Annotated in this window: 17 protein-coding genes; 10 read left to right on the top strand and 7 right to left on the bottom strand. The window is 39.6% G+C overall.

Features of this window, described 5'->3' with window-relative positions:
* Positions 1–286 precede the first annotated feature (286 nt).
* The 4 genes from fahA to MJX77_RS05840 all read left to right on the top strand — a co-directional run bounded on the left by fahA (position 287) and on the right by MJX77_RS05840 (position 3,853).
* On the top strand, positions 287–1,594 hold the full coding sequence (gene fahA, locus MJX77_RS05855; protein WP_049837571.1) for a fumarylacetoacetase: 1,308 nt from the start codon (positions 287–289) through the stop codon (positions 1,592–1,594).
* The gene (gene maiA, locus MJX77_RS05850; protein ID WP_252060770.1) at positions 1,581–2,213 is read left to right on the top strand and encodes a maleylacetoacetate isomerase; all 633 of its coding nucleotides are present in this window, start codon (positions 1,581–1,583) and stop codon (positions 2,211–2,213) included. Before fahA ends, maiA begins: the two co-directional genes overlap by 14 nt.
* Positions 2,214–2,230: 17 nt before the next feature.
* Positions 2,231–2,779, top strand: a complete 549-nt coding sequence (locus MJX77_RS05845; RefSeq protein WP_004790185.1) for a VOC family protein — start codon at positions 2,231–2,233, stop codon at positions 2,777–2,779.
* Positions 2,780–3,073: 294 nt separating this feature from the next.
* Positions 3,074–3,853 carry an IclR family transcriptional regulator gene (locus MJX77_RS05840; protein WP_005300427.1) on the top strand — a complete coding sequence of 260 codons (780 nt, stop codon included), beginning with the start codon at positions 3,074–3,076 and terminating at the stop codon, positions 3,851–3,853.
* Positions 3,854–3,919: 66 nt separating this feature from the next.
* Here the strand turns inward: MJX77_RS05840 and hppD are convergent, their stop codons facing one another.
* Positions 3,920–4,975, bottom strand: coding sequence for a 4-hydroxyphenylpyruvate dioxygenase (gene hppD, locus MJX77_RS05835; RefSeq protein ID WP_005300424.1), 1,056 nt, complete (start codon positions 4,973–4,975; stop codon positions 3,920–3,922).
* Between the two features lie 525 nt (positions 4,976–5,500).
* On the opposite strand from hppD, the gene MJX77_RS05830 reads away from it, so the two are divergent.
* Positions 5,501–5,971, top strand: a complete 471-nt coding sequence (locus MJX77_RS05830) for a 2-thiouracil desulfurase family protein (RefSeq protein WP_252060769.1) — start codon at positions 5,501–5,503, stop codon at positions 5,969–5,971.
* A 15-nt stretch (positions 5,972–5,986) separates the two neighbouring features.
* On the opposite strand, the gene MJX77_RS05825 is transcribed toward MJX77_RS05830, so the two are convergent.
* The 3 genes from MJX77_RS05825 to pncA all read right to left on the bottom strand — a co-directional run bounded on the left by MJX77_RS05825 (position 5,987) and on the right by pncA (position 9,132).
* Positions 5,987–7,330 carry an MATE family efflux transporter gene (locus MJX77_RS05825; RefSeq protein ID WP_252060766.1) on the bottom strand — a complete coding sequence of 448 codons (1,344 nt, stop codon included), beginning with the start codon at positions 7,328–7,330 and terminating at the stop codon, positions 5,987–5,989.
* 178 nt (positions 7,331–7,508) lie between these two features.
* Positions 7,509–8,447 carry a bile acid:sodium symporter family protein gene (locus tag MJX77_RS05820; RefSeq protein ID WP_250374992.1) on the bottom strand — a complete coding sequence of 313 codons (939 nt, stop codon included), beginning with the start codon at positions 8,445–8,447 and terminating at the stop codon, positions 7,509–7,511.
* A 40-nt stretch (positions 8,448–8,487) separates the two neighbouring features.
* The gene (gene pncA / locus MJX77_RS05815) at positions 8,488–9,132 is read right to left on the bottom strand and encodes a bifunctional nicotinamidase/pyrazinamidase (RefSeq protein WP_252060763.1); all 645 of its coding nucleotides are present in this window, start codon (positions 9,130–9,132) and stop codon (positions 8,488–8,490) included.
* A gap of 329 nt (positions 9,133–9,461) precedes the next feature.
* Here pncA and dapA point away from each other — a divergent pair, with 329 nt between their 5' ends.
* The 5 genes from dapA to MJX77_RS05790 all read left to right on the top strand — a co-directional run bounded on the left by dapA (position 9,462) and on the right by MJX77_RS05790 (position 13,126).
* Complete coding sequence (gene dapA / locus MJX77_RS05810) at positions 9,462–10,355, top strand: 4-hydroxy-tetrahydrodipicolinate synthase (protein ID WP_005300412.1); 894 nt, start codon at positions 9,462–9,464, stop codon at positions 10,353–10,355.
* A gap of 15 nt (positions 10,356–10,370) precedes the next feature.
* On the top strand, positions 10,371–10,976 hold the full coding sequence (locus tag MJX77_RS05805; protein WP_081399090.1) for a lipoprotein-34 precursor (NlpB): 606 nt from the start codon (positions 10,371–10,373) through the stop codon (positions 10,974–10,976).
* Between the two features lie 35 nt (positions 10,977–11,011).
* A complete protein-coding gene (gene purC, locus MJX77_RS05800) occupies positions 11,012–11,731 on the top strand; it encodes a phosphoribosylaminoimidazolesuccinocarboxamide synthase (protein WP_004790203.1) in 720 nt (239 codons plus the stop codon).
* Positions 11,732–11,921: 190 nt separating this feature from the next.
* On the top strand, positions 11,922–12,125 hold the full coding sequence (locus MJX77_RS05795) for a hypothetical protein (protein WP_013196537.1): 204 nt from the start codon (positions 11,922–11,924) through the stop codon (positions 12,123–12,125).
* A gap of 152 nt (positions 12,126–12,277) precedes the next feature.
* Positions 12,278–13,126: a formate/nitrite transporter family protein gene (locus tag MJX77_RS05790; RefSeq protein ID WP_252060760.1), complete on the top strand. Its 849-nt coding sequence runs from the start codon at positions 12,278–12,280 to the stop codon at positions 13,124–13,126.
* 1 nt (position 13,127) lies between these two features.
* On the opposite strand, the gene MJX77_RS05785 is transcribed toward MJX77_RS05790, so the two are convergent.
* From MJX77_RS05785 to MJX77_RS05775, 3 genes are all read right to left on the bottom strand, one after another.
* Positions 13,128–14,393 carry a replication-associated recombination protein A gene (locus MJX77_RS05785; RefSeq protein ID WP_151988793.1) on the bottom strand — a complete coding sequence of 422 codons (1,266 nt, stop codon included), beginning with the start codon at positions 14,391–14,393 and terminating at the stop codon, positions 13,128–13,130.
* 102 nt (positions 14,394–14,495) lie between these two features.
* Positions 14,496–15,668, bottom strand: a complete 1,173-nt coding sequence (locus MJX77_RS05780) for a PQQ-dependent sugar dehydrogenase (protein ID WP_252060759.1) — start codon at positions 15,666–15,668, stop codon at positions 14,496–14,498.
* 108 nt (positions 15,669–15,776) lie between these two features.
* Entirely contained in the window at positions 15,777–16,235 is a 459-nt protein-coding gene (locus MJX77_RS05775) for a YcgN family cysteine cluster protein (RefSeq protein ID WP_252060757.1), read from the bottom strand.
* Between the last annotated feature and the right edge of the window lie 81 nt (positions 16,236–16,316).

Raw genomic sequence — 16,316 nt, 5'->3', positions numbered from 1 at the left:
TTTCATAGATATTCATGAAAAAATAATTGCGTGACTTTTCTCATGACCGCGAATGAAAACAGAAAATACAAGAAATGACAATTATTATGAAATGTGTAATTAAATTATGTATTGCGTAATTTGATGAATTCAGTATTATAGAGACATGAAGCAATTGGTTGTGCTCGGTCTATATCAAACTCATAAGACAGATGATCTAAGCAAAGGTTAAAAACTTATTGAGTAGCTCAGTCCTAGACCGAACTTTTATTTGTATAAGACCCGAGATAAAGACAAGGACGCGAAAATGGAACAAAAACTAAACTCTTTTATTGAAGTTTCACCTCAATCAGATTTCACTATTCATAATTTGCCTTATGGTATTTTTAGCAAAACAGCTGATGGCGAGCGTCAGGTCGGTGTAGCTATTGGTGATTGGGTGATTGATCTCGCTGCTCTTGAAAAGCACGGTCTTTTAAAACTCTCAGAGCAAGACACATACTTTAATCAACCGACACTGAATAAATTTATCGAGTCTGGCAAAGCCAACTGGTCAAAAGTTCGTAAGACACTACAGTCTCTTCTTTCAGTTGAAAATTTAACACTTCAAGAAAATGAAGCATTACGCCAAGAAGTTTTAGTTAAGCAAGACAGCGTTACTTTGCATTTACCTCTTCAGGTGCCTGGTTATACCGATTTCTATTCTTCTAAAGAACATGCAACCAATGTGGGCTGTATGTTCCGCGACCCTAAAAATGCTTTACTGCCAAACTGGACTGAATTGCCCGTTGGTTATAACGGTCGTGCTAGCTCTGTTGTAGTCAGTGGCACTCAAGTTGTGCGTCCATCTGGACAAATTAAACTTCCAAATGAAGAGCGCCCAGTTTTTTCTGCATCGCGTAAACTCGATTTTGAACTTGAAACAGCATTTGTTATTGGTAAACCAACGGCGCTTGGTCAACCGATCTCGATTGAAAATGCGTGGGACCATATTTTTGGAATGGTATTACTCAATGACTGGTCAGCACGCGATATCCAGCAATGGGAGTATGTGCCTCTAGGTCCATTCAATTCAAAATCATTTGCCAGTGCTATCTCACCTTGGGTGGTAACACTTGAAGCACTTGAGCCATTTAAAGTTGAAGGTCCAAAACAAGAGCCGAAACCTTTAGCTTATTTACAAGAAAATATCGCCAACAGTTACGACATTAATTTGAGTGTTGAAATTCAAAGCCCGAAATCGGCACAAAGCGACGTAATCTGCAAAACCAATTTCAAATATATGTATTGGTCTATGTCTCAGCAGCTCACTCACCACACCATTGGCGGCTGTAACGTTCAAGTTGGCGATTTAATGGGTTCGGGTACGATTTCAGGTTCTACACCTGACTCTTATGGCAGTTTGCTTGAGCTTACATGGAACACCACCAAGCCTTTAACACTTGCTAACGGCGAAACTCGTGGTTTCTTACAAGACGGCGATACGCTCATCATGAAAGGCCACTGTGAGAAAAATGGTATTCGCATTGGCTTCGGTGAAGTTCGAAATACGGTTCTTCCTGCATTAACTTTCGACTTTGCAGAAACTTCGGAGCCAGACTATGAAGCTGTATAGTTACTTTCGTAGCTCTGCAGCCTACAGAGTACGGATTGGTCTAAATATTAAAGGTTTAGCTTATGAGACTGTTCCAGTTCATCTGGTAAAAAATGAACAGCAAAGCGAAGACTATTTAAAGTTAAACCGTAGTGCTCTGGTTCCGACATTAATTGACGGCGATTTAACCTTGTCTCAATCGTTAGGTATTTTGGAATATCTAGATGAAAAATATCCAGAAACCAAACTACTTCCAAATGATGTGAAAGAGAGAGCTAAAATCCGTGCTTTTGCACAGGCAATCGCTTGTGATATTCACCCGTTAAACAACTTACGCGTACTGAAATATTTAAAAAAAGACTTAAATGTTTCGGACGAACAAAAAAATTATTGGTATCAGCACTGGATTATTGAAGGCTTTCAAAATCTCGAACAGCTACTTCAAGATTCAAACGGACAATTTTGCTTTGGAAACGAAGCAACAATTGCTGATTGCTGTCTGATTCCACAGGTTTACAACGCGAAACGCTTCAAGATTGATTTATCTGCGTTTCCAAAAATTGAATCGATTTATCACCATTGTTTGTCTATCCCAGCCTTCTATAACGCGGCACCAGAACAACAACCAGATTGGGAATAGTAAAAAGGAGTTTTAATATGACATTTGCCATTAAAAAAATACATCACGTTGCATATCGTTGTAAGGATGCGAAAGAAACTGTTGAGTGGTATAAAAAAATGCTCAACATGGACTTCATTTTAGCTTTTGCTGAAGACCATGTGCCTTCAACTAAAGCCTTTGACCCTTACATGCATTTATTCTTAGATGCCGGACAAGGCAATGTTTTGGCTTTCTTTGAATTACCAACTCAACCAGACATGGGTCGAGACGAAAATACCCCACAATGGGTACAACATATTGCTTTTGAAGTTGAAGACTTAAATGCTTTGATGGCTGCGAAGCAACATTTAGAAGAAAATGGCGTCAAGGTTTTGGGCGTAACCAACCATGGCATTTTCCACTCAATTTATTTCTTCGATCCAAATGGCCATCGTTTAGAACTGACTTATAACGATGTGCATGCTGAAGAAAAAATTGCAAAAATTACAGAAGAAATGAAAGCTGAAATGCTAGAGGAATGGAGCAAAACCAAACGTGCTCCGCACCACACTCATTTCTTACATGAAGCAGAGTTAGGAACCTAATTTAAAAAGAGCAATAAAAAGTCGGCATTGGTTAGAATTGTTTGAATGAACGGTTCTGTATCAATGCCGATTTATATTATTTAAAACTACTAATTTTTTTAGAAAATCGCGCTATAAATAAGAGTGTCGGGATTTTAGAAAATTGTTGATTATTAAACATGCCAATTTCGCTAATAGAAAAAGGTGATTTCTATTTCTTACTAGGCTCAGGCATGATGTAAATCGCAGCAATTTCAATTTATATTTTGAACATCGCTGTTTAACAGCTGAAGTAACTTTATTAAGGGTATTTAAATGATTGAAGAAAAAGTATCTGGGGGGGTTCAATCACTTGAAGTCGGTTTATCTGTACTAAACGCCCTTTTAGAGCACAATCAACCTATTATTCTCAAAGATCTATCGAGCAAGCTAGAAATGCATCCAGCCAAAGTGCATCGCTATCTGGTCAGCCTTATTCGCATGGAATATGCAAAACAACTTGATGATGGGCAATATGCTTTAGGTGATCAGGCGTGGCGCTTAGGTCTCAACTGTGTTCAGCATAGCGACACACTACAGCTGGTACAGCATTTAATTTACGACCTACAAAACAAAATTGGTTGCGGTATACAAATTAGTAAATGGTCACCGAAAGGTCCTGTAGTTGTTCAATCAATTGAATCAAACCACCCTATTTCGATTGTCACTAAAGTTGGCTCGATTATGCCTTTAGTCAATTCTGCTGCGGGACGTTTATTTGCTTCTTATCTTCCAGAGCATTTTGTTCGCCCCTTAATGGAAACAGAATGGCAAAAACATCAAGAGCTTGGTCTAAACATCGCACCACAAAACTGGGAAGCGTTTACAGAGCTTAAAGAAACCATTCGCCAGCAAGAAATGTCGGCAGCAAAAGGTGACTTACTGACAGGAATTAATGCGGTGGGTTTACCTGTGTTTAACTCAAACCAAAGCATTGAGTTTTGTATTGTCGCACTGGATAGCGAAATGTTTTTACCAGTCGACCCACACAGTAAAACGATTGAAATCTTGAAAAATGAAGTGAAGCTCATCAATCAATATATTAAAAGCCGCTAATCAACAGCAATAAAAAAACCAAGAGATCAAACTCTTGGTTTTTTTAGATCAGGAATAAAGCTCAGCTTATTTAGCTTCTAGGACACCACGGCGAATCTGGTCACGTTCAATCGACTCAAATAATGCCTTGAAGTTACCTTCACCAAAACCATCATCATCTTTACGTTGAATAAATTCAAAGAAGACTGGACCAATCATGTTTTCAGAGAAAATTTGCAATAACAGTTTCTTCTGACCATCTTTAGTATTGCCATCTAGCAAAATACCACGCTGTTTTAACTCTTCAGTTGGCTCACCATGCTCAGGTAAACGTTCTGGTAGCATTTCATAATATGTATTTGGCGGCGGTGTCATAAATTTCAGACCGAGGCCTTTTAACTTATCCCAAGTCGAAATTAAGTCATCACAAATAAACGCGATATGTTGAATACCTTCACCATTAAAGTCAGATAGAAATTCTGCAATTTGGCCGTTTCCTTTGTCTGAGTCTTCATTTAATGGAATACGGATCTTGCCGTCTGGTGCTGTTAATGCTTTAGACGTTAAACCTGTATATTCGCCCTTAATATCAAAGTAGCGAATTTCTTGGAAGTTAAAGATTTTTTCATAGAAGTTTGCCCAATACTCCATACGGCCTTTGTAGACATTATGAGTTAAATGGTCAATTTCATTTAAGCCTGCACCTACTGGGTGTCTTTGAGCATCATCAAAGAAAGTAAAGTCGTTTTCATAAATATCACGGTCAACTAAGAAGATCGGCATGCCACCAATACCTTTAATTGCCGGAATGTTAAGCTCCATTGGCCCAACTTTTGAATACATTGGTTCAGCGCCAAGCTCTACTGCTTTTTGGAAAGCTTTTGCTGCATCACGTGTTTTGAAACCCATCGCACAAGCAGATGGACCATGTTCATTAAAGAAGAATGACGCATAAGATTCTGGCTGATAATTCAGGATAATATTGATATTTCCTTGACGCCATAAGTACGCTTCTTTCGATTTATGCTTGGCTACTTTTGAAAAGCCGATTGTTTCAAAAATTGGATCTAATTCATTTTCTTTTGAAACAAACTCAATAAATGCAAAACCGCATAATTCTAATGGGTTCTCTAAAATATCCATCTAGTTTCCCTCTGGTGATTACCTGTTCCGTTTATCTCTATTGCTGATGAACTCAGCTCCTTTCTCTATAGAATACGTAATCATTGGGTGAGTATTTGAACCGTCAAAATGCCTTAACCCAACGCATCCTATGAGAAAAAAACGAATCATTAAAACGAAGATATGATGAGCGTAGAGCCTTTGATGATTAATTTCCGTTCCATGTGGTGTTTGTTTTCCATACACACTGTCCTTTGTTATCTAAAAGTACGATTGAGATTTTTCAATAAACCCTTAAAAATCGTCTTTTCCTAAAAATCATTTATAGATTTATGGAGACCAACATCCTTGTTGGATCTCCATTGGCCATTTACCTTGAATTAGATGCTACTAAAAACAATCAAATTATGCAATACATAACTTAATTATGAATTGCATAATTTTGGTAATATTAAATTAAGTAATTTTAAAATTAATGGTCAGTTTTCAAATTTTGTTTATGATTTCTACAATAAGCCCTACCATCCATTTGATTTAGGAAAACTTATGATCTTAGTCAGTGCCTGTTTAATTGGTGAACCTGTTCGATATGATGGTAAATCTTGTCCAAATACTTTACTTAAGCAGCTATTACTCAATAAAAAAGCCCAATCATTATGCCCAGAGTTATTAGGAGGTTTTACGACTCCCCGCTTGCCCGCAGAAATTGTGGGAGGAACAGGTCAAGATGTACTTGATGGCAAAGCAAAAATTACCGACTCATCTGGTTTAGATGTAACAGCGCTATATTTAAAAGGTGCATACCGCACTTTAGAAATTGCACAGCAAATAAAAGCAAGCTGTGTGGTTTTAAAAGAAAATAGCCCTTCTTGTGGCAGTCAAAAAATTTATAACGGGACTTTTCAAGGTGAAAAAATTGTGGGAACTGGGATTACCACAGCACTATTGCAGCGCCATGGCTTTAAAGTAATTTCTGAAAATGAGATTGAAGATTGGTTAGTAACCCATCCTCTTTAATGGTTGTCTGCTCAATCAAAACCCTCTTAATTGCTTTCTAAAATGGAAACAAAAGGCACTCAATAGACAAGCTACTAAATAACTCAGAGCGGCCATCCACCAAAAACCATAAATTCCCATCGCAGAAATCGAGATATCCTGCCAATGCAACCCTTTATAGGCCATCCACCAACCACCGCCCAATCCGCAGCCTAGTACTACGACCAAGAAAATTAGCATCGGTAAAATCGACACATCCCAACAGCGTAACAAAGAGGTCAATAACGTCATTAAGCCATCTAGAAAGTGAGACAGACACACAATCAACAACAACGATGCTGCCAAAATCTGCACGGCCCAATCATCTGAATAGAACGTGACAATTAAGTCCCGCTCTAACCATAAGCCCAAGGACAGACTGCCACTCACTGCCATAATCACCCATACACTTTGTCTGGCAATTTTGTTTGCTTCTTCCATGTTGCCGCTGCCCATAGATCGGGACACCAAAATGCTATAAGCCGAGGCAATTGATGAAGGGAAAATAAACATGAAGCCGCCAGTACTCGCGACAATTTGATGGGCTGCTGACACCACACTCCCAAAAGGTAAAATCAGAATAGCAACCGAACAAAATGCAACGACGTCCATCAACGCCATGATTGCTGTCGGTATCCCTATTTTTAAAATCATCCGCAGACTCTGTCGGCTATCTTCAACCGAACGTTCTGGATGTTCAATAAAGATGTATCCTTTCTCTAGGAAAAACAGGTAATAAACAGCCAACATAAACCACCGTACAATGAGAGTGGCTAACAAAGCCCCTATCGCACCGAGTGGTGGAATTGAAAATAAAGCGACACCATAAATTAAAAGATAGGACAAAATAATTTTAAGAATGAAGAAAATGCTATCTGATAGTAAAACCTTATGCGCATTTTCAGTGACCTGAGACAAAGCTGTAAATAAACGCATCAGTAAATGTGCAGGTAAAATAAATACCAAAGCCCAAATACAGTTTTTAGTAATTGAAATGACATGTTCAGATGCACCAAATAATTTTGGTAAATCACGGAACAAGTAAAGCAAGCCAATACTCACCAATGCCGAACATAACATCAGCCAAATGCCTTGAATAAAAATTTGACGAATATGGGGTATGTCATGGCAACCATAAGCTTCCGAGAGCTTGAGGATCACACCTTGCAGAACACCCATCCCAATGACATAAATCACTGTATATAAAGATAAGGTCACCGATAATGCGGCGACATGGTCATTACTAAAATGCCCTACATAAGCAATATCAATCAATCCACTTAAAACTAGAATTAAATTGCTTGAGAGCATGGGAATAAATAATTTAAAAATCTGATTCATCTAGGAAATACCTTATTTTTCTTTGCGATTTATACTCATATTCACGTTATTTTTAGTGCATCAATCCAAAGCAAAAGACATACCAGTTATAAATTCAGCTCCCGTAAAATATGCTTTAAATAAGAAGGCCAAACTATTCGTTTGGCCTTCTTATTTAATGTATGTTGTGTTTATACAGTTAGTCTTGTTTGTGTTTACTTGCCCAATAAGTCGCAAGTGCAGGACCAGAAATATTGTGCCAAAGACTGAAAATCGCGCTTGGTACTGCTGTAATTGGAGAAGCAGCAAAATGTACTGCTGCGAGCGCAACACCTAAACCTGAGTTTTGCATTCCTACTTCTACGGCAATTGCTTTACTGTCTGCATAAGGCAATTTAAAGAATCGCGCTGCTGCAAAACCTAATAAATATCCGAATCCATTATGTAAGATCACTACAGCTAAAATGAGCAAACCCGACTGTAGAATGGCCGCTTTGCTTCCACCAATAATGGCTGCCACAATCGCTACAATTGCAATCACTGAAACTAATGGCATGACTTGAATATAGGATTCGACCTGACGCTTGAGCCATGTTCTTAAAATCAGACCAACCACAATAGGAAGCAACACCACCTGCAAAATCGAAATAAACATCGAAGCTGCATCAATCTTTAACCATTGACTCGCGAGCAAATAAAAAATCGCTGGTGTTAACACTGGCGCTAAAAGCGTTGATACCGATGTACAAGCGACCGATAAAGCCACGTTACCTTTGGCCATGTAGGTAATCACGTTTGAAGCAGTTCCACCGGGACAACACCCCACTAAAATAACCCCAACGGCAATTTCAGGCGGTAAGTTAAATAATTTACATAGAACATATGCTAAACCGGGCATCACCACAAACTGGGCAACCACCCCAATCAACACAGCTTTAGGGCTTTGCAATACACCTTTAAAGTCGTCTACAGTCATGGTCATTCCCATGCCGAGCATAATAATGCCCAAAATCCATGGAATGTAAGCTTTAAGCCAAACAAAAAATTCAGGCTGCCATAGCGCTAGTGCTGCAAAAACAATGACCCATAAGGCAAAAGTTTTTTGAATAAATTGGGTAAAGCGCAGTAATGCAGACATATTTCCTATCCCTAAAAATTAAAATACTAGACCAATAGACTTAGCGCCCACTCAACAGATCAGTCGATTGAATACGGACAACTCCTTGTTGCTGCATGGTTTGCCACGCGTGTTCTAACGAGCCATTCAGATCAATAGCTTTACAAGCATCTTCAACCACTAAAGTTTTAAAACCTTGTTTAACTGCATCCAAGGCAGTCCATGCCACACAAAAGTCCGTGGCAATTCCGACCACATAAACCGTATCAATACCGCGTTCTTTTAAGTAACCCGTTAAACCCGTCATTGTGGCGTGGTCTGCTTCCATAAAAGCCGAGTAGCTATCAATATGAGCATGAAAACCCTTTCGAATAATCAGTTGAGCAGTCGGAATATTTAAATTCGGATGAAATTCGGCATCGTGAGTACCCTGCACACAATGCTTAGGCCAAAGCACTTGTGGCCCATAGTCGAGTTCAATGGTTTCAAATGGCTGCTTACCCGAATGATTTTGTGCAAAAGAGATATGATTATCGGGATGCCAATCTTGCGTCAGAACAATATTTTCAAAACAATCAGCAAGTTGGTTAATCGTTGGAATAATTGTATCGGCATCGGTAACTGCTAAGTTTCCACCCGGTGTAAAACCATTTTGCACATCAACTACGATTAAAACCGCATTTTGTGGTTGTTTATTCATATTCATGTCATCTTCAATCCCAACCGGGAAAATTGCATTCTATCTTGCCATAAAAAAAGTACATATTAAGTAAGGTCCAGTCGAATCAGGCTCTATTGTTATATTTACTGGCCTCTCTCAGCTGACAATAATGAAAACATCCTATCTTTTCCTCAAGTTTACCTCGCGATTATCCGTTAGGCGTATTGTTCTTATGCGTCTGATCAGTCATAATTTGCATAATTGTCATTCAACAATCTGTTATTGTTAGAACTGGACAATCAAAATACTGCAACCATCCCACATTTTGTTTTTCTTACTTCAGATTCGGATGGATAAATAGGATATTTTTAAAAATGACTCAGCAAGCACAGACCATTCAAGGCTCAATCGTCGCAATCGTCACACCAATGTTGAAAGACGGCGGTGTAGATTGGAAGGGTCTTGAGAAGCTGGTTGAGTGGCACATAGAACAAGGTACAAACAGTATTGTAGCCGTCGGTACAACCGGCGAAGCCTCAACATTGAGCATGGAAGAGCACACACAGGTTATTAAAGAAATTATTCGTGTAGCCAATAAACGTATTCCAATTATTGCCGGTACTGGTGCAAACTCAACCCGTGAAGCAATCGAATTAACTAAAGCTGCGAAAGATCTTGGCGCGGATGCAGCTTTACTTGTGACGCCATACTATAACAAGCCAACTCAAGAAGGCCTATTCCAACACTATAAAGCGATTGCTGAAGCCGTAGAACTACCTCTTATTCTTTATAACGTACCAGGCCGTACTGGTGTAGATCTTGCAAACGATACAGCTGTACGTTTAGCAGAGATCCCTAATATTGTTGGTATTAAAGATGCGACAGGTGATGTACCTCGCGGTAAAGCATTAATCGAAGCTTTAAATGGCAAGATGGCTGTCTACTCAGGTGACGACGAAACTGCTTGGGAACTCATGCTTCTTGGCGCTGACGGTAATATTTCGGTTACTGCAAATGTTGCACCTAAAGCAATGAGTGAAGTATGCGCTGTTGCGATTGCCAAAGATGAACAACAAGCGAAGACGATTAACAATAAGATTGCAAATTTACACAATATTCTATTTTGCGAATCAAACCCAATTCCTGTGAAATGGGCACTACATGAGATGGGACTGATTGATACTGGTATTCGTTTACCACTCACTCCTCTCGCTGAGCAATATCGCGAACCTCTCCGCAATGCCCTAAAAGATGCGGGAATTATTTAATAAGAGCAATTTATGATGCAATTACGTCTTGGTTTAGTCCTTGCAGTTTCAGCCTTAAGTTTAGCTGGTTGTGGTCGCTTCGCAATTAATAATCACTCTTTAGATTATAAAAATGCCAAGCAACTTGCCCCGCTTGAGTATCCTGCCGATGCAACTGTACGACCAGCGACACCTTTGTATCCTGCACCAACTGTTGACCAGCTCGCTATCGAGCACGCGCCGAAGTTTGAAAACCAGCGTGGTAACCGTTTTGCATTGCCACGCCCTGAACAAACTCAAGGTAACAATGCAACAGCAGATGCATCTGCTCAAACGACTACCGCGCTTGGACGTCCTCAGCTTGTGACCGACGGTAATAAAAACCCATTATTAAAAGTTGATGGGAATACGACCGAGATCTGGCAATACACCAAAGCGACATTAAGTACTTTAAATTACAACATCATCGCTCAAGGCAGTAATCAGGCGACGATTAAAGTAAATGACAATACTTATGTGCTTAAACTTACTGGTGTAGGTTCAAGTCATACTCTTGCTCTATTTAATGTAGACAACACTTTTGCAAGCCCAGATGTGGCTGCTGAAGTGTTAAACCAGATTTACCAAAATTGGCCAGCCTAGTCGTTTACTAGGCATTTTTTTTAAAAGGTTCCCTCATGTTAAAACAAACCTTGCTCTATACTGGTAAAGCAAAATCTGTATATGAAACAGACAATGCCGACCATCTGATTTTAGTCTTTCGTGATGATGCCTCTGCGTTCAACGGCGAAAAAATCGAACAACTAGATCGTAAAGGCAAGGTGAACAACCTTTTTAACGCCTTCATTATGGAAAAACTTGCTGCTGCGGGTATTGAAACGCATTTTGAAAAATTGCTTTCTCCAACTGAAGTGCTTGTTAAAAAACTTCAAATGATTCCTGTTGAATGTGTAATTCGTAACTACGCAGCTGGTTCTCTATGCCGTCGCTTAGGTGTAGAAGAAGGTAAAGAGTTAACTCCTCCTACATTTGAATTGTTCTATAAAGATGACGGTCTAGGCGACCCAATGGTTAACGAATCTCAAGCAATTGCTTTAGGTTGGGCGACTGCTGAACAATTAGAACAAATGAAAGTGTTAACTTACCAAGTAAACGATGTATTAAAAGCATTATTTGCTGAAGGCAACATGATCTTGGTGGACTTCAAGCTTGAATTCGGTGTTTTCCATGACCGTATCGTGCTTGGTGATGAATTCTCTCCAGACGGCTGCCGTCTATGGGATAAAGACTCTAAGAAGAAACTCGACAAAGACCGTTTCCGTCAAGGTTTAGGCGGTGTTGTTGAAGCTTATGAAGAAGTTGCTGCTCGTTTAGGCGTAGATTTATCTGCTCTCTAATCGTTCAAACTTCATGAAAAACCGGGCTTTAGCCCGGTTTTTTTATATTTAATTATTTGAGATATTAAAAAGTAGACAGATTTGTATATTTAATTAAATTATGACTTGCACAATCTAAAAACAAAGCACTAAAATCTAAAAAAACATTAAGCACTTCACAATAATTAAATTTCAAAACTAGGGTAAAGCTATGGAAATATCTAAGCTTGAAAAGAGATTAACGAATCATCCAATCCTTTTTGGTGAAAATCCTTTGGTCTTATTAACTAACTTTAGCAATTCCGCCTTAAAACAAGGCTGGAGTCAGGCAGAAGTCGAATCTGTTATTTCTAAAGCCTCCCAAGGTGACTATATGGCACTAATCCGTACATTAAGGGCTTATACATTTCTTTAATCTTATTGCTGATAATCTGCTGCCACTTCACATTCAATTTATAAAAAGACACATAAAGCTGTTAGGAATCGACTGGATTTATCCCAAGTACTGCCTTATCAATAAATAAAAATAAGAAATATAAATTATTTATTCAGTGAGGAGTAAACCTGATGGATCATGAAATAGAGGAAAAAAAGGTCGAGAAAACCTTAAGCTGGCGTGAAAAAATGGCAGTTGAAGAACATGAAAAACTGTCACCCCGTTTGGTCTATGAAATTATCCGCCGTGATGGTGCCGAAGAGCTGGATCGTCCAACGGCTGCACTGATCTTTTCAGGGATTGCTGCGGGTTTAGTCATCAGTTTTTCATTTGTATTTAAAGCTATTATTGCTTCTTATCTCCCCACTGATGCTGTTTGGACCGATTTAATCACCAATATCGGTTATACCATTGGGTTCCTGATCGCTATTTTGGGTCACATGCAACTCTTTACAGAGAATACCATCACCACTGTTGTGCCCTTATTTAAACCCTTTACCTCCGATAAATTACGAGCAGTGGGCCGCTTATGGGGGATTGTGATTCTCTGCAATATTATTGGGACAGCGTTGGCGAGTTTATTTTTCTTAACTACTCACCTGTTTACTCCAGATATTGACAAAGCACTGGATGAACTCGCCCATCATGTCGGTTCCTTTTCTGCAACCCAGAATATGCTCAAAGGTATTATGTCAGGGCTGTTAATTGCTGCCTTGGTCTGGATGTTACCCTCAGTTAGTAATAAGTTCCTGCTCATCTTTTTCATGACGTATCTGATAGGACTGGGTGACTTTACCCATGTAGTGGTAGGTTCTACAGAAATGTCCTATCTCGTCTGGCAAGGAGAGGCTTCTATTCATGACTATCTGTTTACTTTCCTCGTCCCCACCACTATTGGCAATATTATTGGCGGCACAGGTGTATTTACACTACTGATTTATGGTCAAGTGACTGAAGAACTAGAGCAGAAGCATAAATAAACTATTGTTCCTGCTGCCATCTGCGTTGCTGTAAGCGCTCACCTTCAACCTCACGCTTGTTTCTTGCAGATTCATAGAGTTTGGTTCCCTTTAACTCTGGCGGCAAATAGTCTTGCAACACAAAGTGCTCAGGATAATCGTGAGGATAGAGATAATTAATCCCATAGCCTTGTTGCTTCATCAGCTTGGTTGGTGCGTTTCTCAAATGCAAAGGTACAGGTAAATTTGCCGTTTTTTCAGCAAGTTCTAAGGCCTTATTAATCGCTAAATAAGTACTATTACTCTTTGCACTCGTTGCTAAATAAACCGCAGTTTGACCCAAAATAATTCGAGCCTCAGGCATCCCCACCGCTTGTACAGAGCGGAAACACTCTCCTGCTAGCAATAGCGCATTAGGGTTAGAGTTTCCAATGTCTTCTGAGGCTGCAATCAGCATACGTCTTGCAATAAAAACCGGATCTTCTCCGCCTTTGAGCATACGTGCCATCCAATACAGGGTTGCATCTGGATCACTACCACGAATTGATTTAATAAAGGCAGAAACGAGGTCGTAATGCTGCTCACCCGATTTGTCATAACGCGCAATATTTTGCTGAGCGACTTTCACCACTACCGCATTGGTAATCGTGTTTTCAACTTCTGGCTCAAAGGTACTTGCGATCAGATCGAGTAAATTAAGCGCTTTACGAGCATCGCCCGCTGCAAACTGAATGAGAGCATCATATTCTTCAACATGAATATAACGCTCCTTTAAGAATTTGTCGGCTTGAAGTGCATTATTAAGGAGTGTCTGAATTGCCTCACTGTCTAAACTATTTAAGGTATAGACCTGACAGCGAGATAAAAGCGCACTATTCACCTCAAAAGATGGGTTTTCAGTCGTCGCGCCAATTAAGGTAATTTTGCCTTTTTCAACTGCACCCAATAATGCATCTTGCTGTGATTTATTAAAGCGGTGAATTTCGTCAATAAAAACCACAGGTGTCAGTAAATCACCACTTTCTGCAATCACTTCACGTAATTCTTTTACGCCCGTATTCAGCGCAGATAAGCTCACAAATGGGCGATCTATTGCTTGTGCCAAAAGCAGAGCAATTGTTGTTTTACCAACGCCTGGTGGCCCCCAAAAAATAATAGAAGGCAAATGCCCCTGATCAATCATTTGACGTAAGGGCGCCTGTTCACCTAATAAATGATCTTGCCCAATAATTTCAGACAAGTCTCTCGGGCGCAGGCGTTCAGGAAGTGGAATATGGGTGTCTGACATCTCAAATTGCTTTATCGTCTTTTCACTATAGTCTATTGTGTCTCACAGAAATCTACAATTTGAATCTATGAGACACTTCCGTTATTTACAGGCTGGTTCGTATTAAGAGGGTTTCTTACTTAGCTTCAGTAAACGCGCATTTGAGCCGTCTTCAATGACCCAAATCGAGCCATCTTGTGCTTCATGTAATCCACGAATACGTTTTTTCATATCTAATCTTTGCACTTCTTTCACGGGTTTATGCTCTAAATCCACCACAATAATTGCTTCTGAAGATAGCCCACCAATTAACGCCTTATTTTTCCATGCAGGAAATTGTTGTCCTCGATAAATGATTAGGCTCGACGGAGAGATTACGGGAGTCCAGTCAATTTCTGGTGCTTTAAATTCTGGACGAGTGTGATGGTCTGGAATAGGTTGGCCCGAATAATGGTCTCCATTTGAAACGATTGGATAACCATAATTTTCACCTTTTACGATGATATTAAGCTCATCACCACCTTTAGGCCCCATTTCCACCACCCAGAGCTGTCCTTGGCGGTCAAAAGCCATACCTAATGGATTTCGGTGTCCAAGCGACCATATTTCAGCAGTGACCCCACCTTGCTTATAAAAAGGGTTATCTAAAACTGCCGAACCATCCTCATTTAAACGCAAGATTTTACCCAAGTTACTTTTCATGTTTTGAGCAGGGTCAAACTTTTGTCTCTCACCTGAACTAACCCAAAGCTTACCGTCTGCCCCAAAAAGCATGCGATGTCCATAATGGCCTTGTCCTGAAACTTTAGGTACTTGCTGCCAAATCTGCTTTATATCGGTAAGTTTTGGCTGATTGGGGTTAGATAAATCTAATTTCGCACGCGAAATCACTGCCCCAGATCCGCCTTGCCCTTTTGTAGCGTAGCTGAGATAAACCCAATGATTCTTAGCAAAGTCAGGATGCAAAATGACATCTCCTAAACCGCCCTGTCCGCCATAATTAACCGCTGGAATGCCTTGTACATCTAAGATTTGTTTATTTTTAGGGTTAAAAATTTTTAATTTACCTTGCCGTTCAGTGACTAATAAACGCTGATCAGGTAAGCTGGTCAAAGCCCAAGGTTCATTGAATTGGGCAAATATTTCAGTTTGATAAGATTGTTTGGTTAAGGCAGTCTGCTCTGTTTTTGCAGACGTATTTTGTTCAAGATTTTTTGAATTTGTATTATTAGACCCACAAGCCATCAACAAAAAAAAGCTACTACATAATAAGGGGGTTGCTAATCGTCTCATCACTCTTATCTCCTTTTGTTTTTATTGTTATATAACGGAGATGAGCAAAAAATTTACGATAAAATGTTACTTTATAATACGTTGTAATTAAAAATGCCCATCACGAGCATATTAACGCACCCATCGTACGACATAATCTTCAAGATCATCTTCATGGACATCAACTTCAGAAAGACAACGTCCAGCAACTGACTTTTTCGCCTTAACGACGCTTTGTCTCGAACCTGTATTTAAATAATGCCAAGAAGGTAGATTTTTACCTTCATTCAAGCGCTTATAGGCACAGCTCGATGGTAACCAATGAATTGTTTTTAAAGACTCTGGGGTTAATTGCAAACAGTCAGGCACTTGCTGCTGACGATTTGGATAATCGGTACAACGTCCTGTATCACAATCGAGTAACTTACAGGCCACTTTGGTATAAGCCACCTCATGGGTATCTTCATCTTCAAGCTTGATCAAACAGCACAAACCACACCCATCGCATAAAGCTTCCCACTCAATTTGAGTGAGTTGCTCTAATGGATAGTTTTTCCAGAAGAGTGGTCGAAGTGAGGTCTCGGTAGACATAATGTTTTAGCAGCTGATGAGATGAAACAGTGAATAAGTATAACATTGAAGTCGTCTGTACGAAAAAAGAAGCTGTATTCC

Source organism: Acinetobacter sp. AHP123 (assembly GCF_023757925.1).
Classification (GTDB): Bacteria; Pseudomonadota; Gammaproteobacteria; order Pseudomonadales; family Moraxellaceae; genus Acinetobacter; species Acinetobacter oleivorans.
Note: the sequence above shows the minus strand (reverse complement) of the source record. Positions and strands in the feature narration are given on the sequence as shown.

Coding starts and splice junctions, on each gene's coding strand:
- hppD (WP_005300424.1), bottom strand. CDS start 4,975: ATGGATATTTTAGAGAACCCATTAGAATTATGCGGTTTTGCATTTATT.
- MJX77_RS05795 (WP_013196537.1), top strand. CDS start 11,922: ATGGAAATATCTAAGCTTGAAAAGAGATTAACGAATCATCCAATCCTT.
- MJX77_RS05845 (WP_004790185.1), top strand. CDS start 2,231: ATGACATTTGCCATTAAAAAAATACATCACGTTGCATATCGTTGTAAG.
- maiA (WP_252060770.1), top strand. CDS start 1,581: ATGAAGCTGTATAGTTACTTTCGTAGCTCTGCAGCCTACAGAGTACGG.
- MJX77_RS05825 (WP_252060766.1), bottom strand. CDS start 7,330: ATGAATCAGATTTTTAAATTATTTATTCCCATGCTCTCAAGCAATTTA.
- MJX77_RS05790 (WP_252060760.1), top strand. CDS start 12,278: ATGGATCATGAAATAGAGGAAAAAAAGGTCGAGAAAACCTTAAGCTGG.
- MJX77_RS05785 (WP_151988793.1), bottom strand. CDS start 14,393: ATGTCAGACACCCATATTCCACTTCCTGAACGCCTGCGCCCGAGAGAC.
- MJX77_RS05805 (WP_081399090.1), top strand. CDS start 10,371: ATGCAATTACGTCTTGGTTTAGTCCTTGCAGTTTCAGCCTTAAGTTTA.
- MJX77_RS05840 (WP_005300427.1), top strand. CDS start 3,074: ATGATTGAAGAAAAAGTATCTGGGGGGGTTCAATCACTTGAAGTCGGT.
- pncA (WP_252060763.1), bottom strand. CDS start 9,132: ATGAATATGAATAAACAACCACAAAATGCGGTTTTAATCGTAGTTGAT.
- MJX77_RS05820 (WP_250374992.1), bottom strand. CDS start 8,447: ATGTCTGCATTACTGCGCTTTACCCAATTTATTCAAAAAACTTTTGCC.
- MJX77_RS05830 (WP_252060769.1), top strand. CDS start 5,501: ATGATCTTAGTCAGTGCCTGTTTAATTGGTGAACCTGTTCGATATGAT.
- MJX77_RS05775 (WP_252060757.1), bottom strand. CDS start 16,235: ATGTCTACCGAGACCTCACTTCGACCACTCTTCTGGAAAAACTATCCA.
- purC (WP_004790203.1), top strand. CDS start 11,012: ATGTTAAAACAAACCTTGCTCTATACTGGTAAAGCAAAATCTGTATAT.
- fahA (WP_049837571.1), top strand. CDS start 287: ATGGAACAAAAACTAAACTCTTTTATTGAAGTTTCACCTCAATCAGAT.
- dapA (WP_005300412.1), top strand. CDS start 9,462: ATGACTCAGCAAGCACAGACCATTCAAGGCTCAATCGTCGCAATCGTC.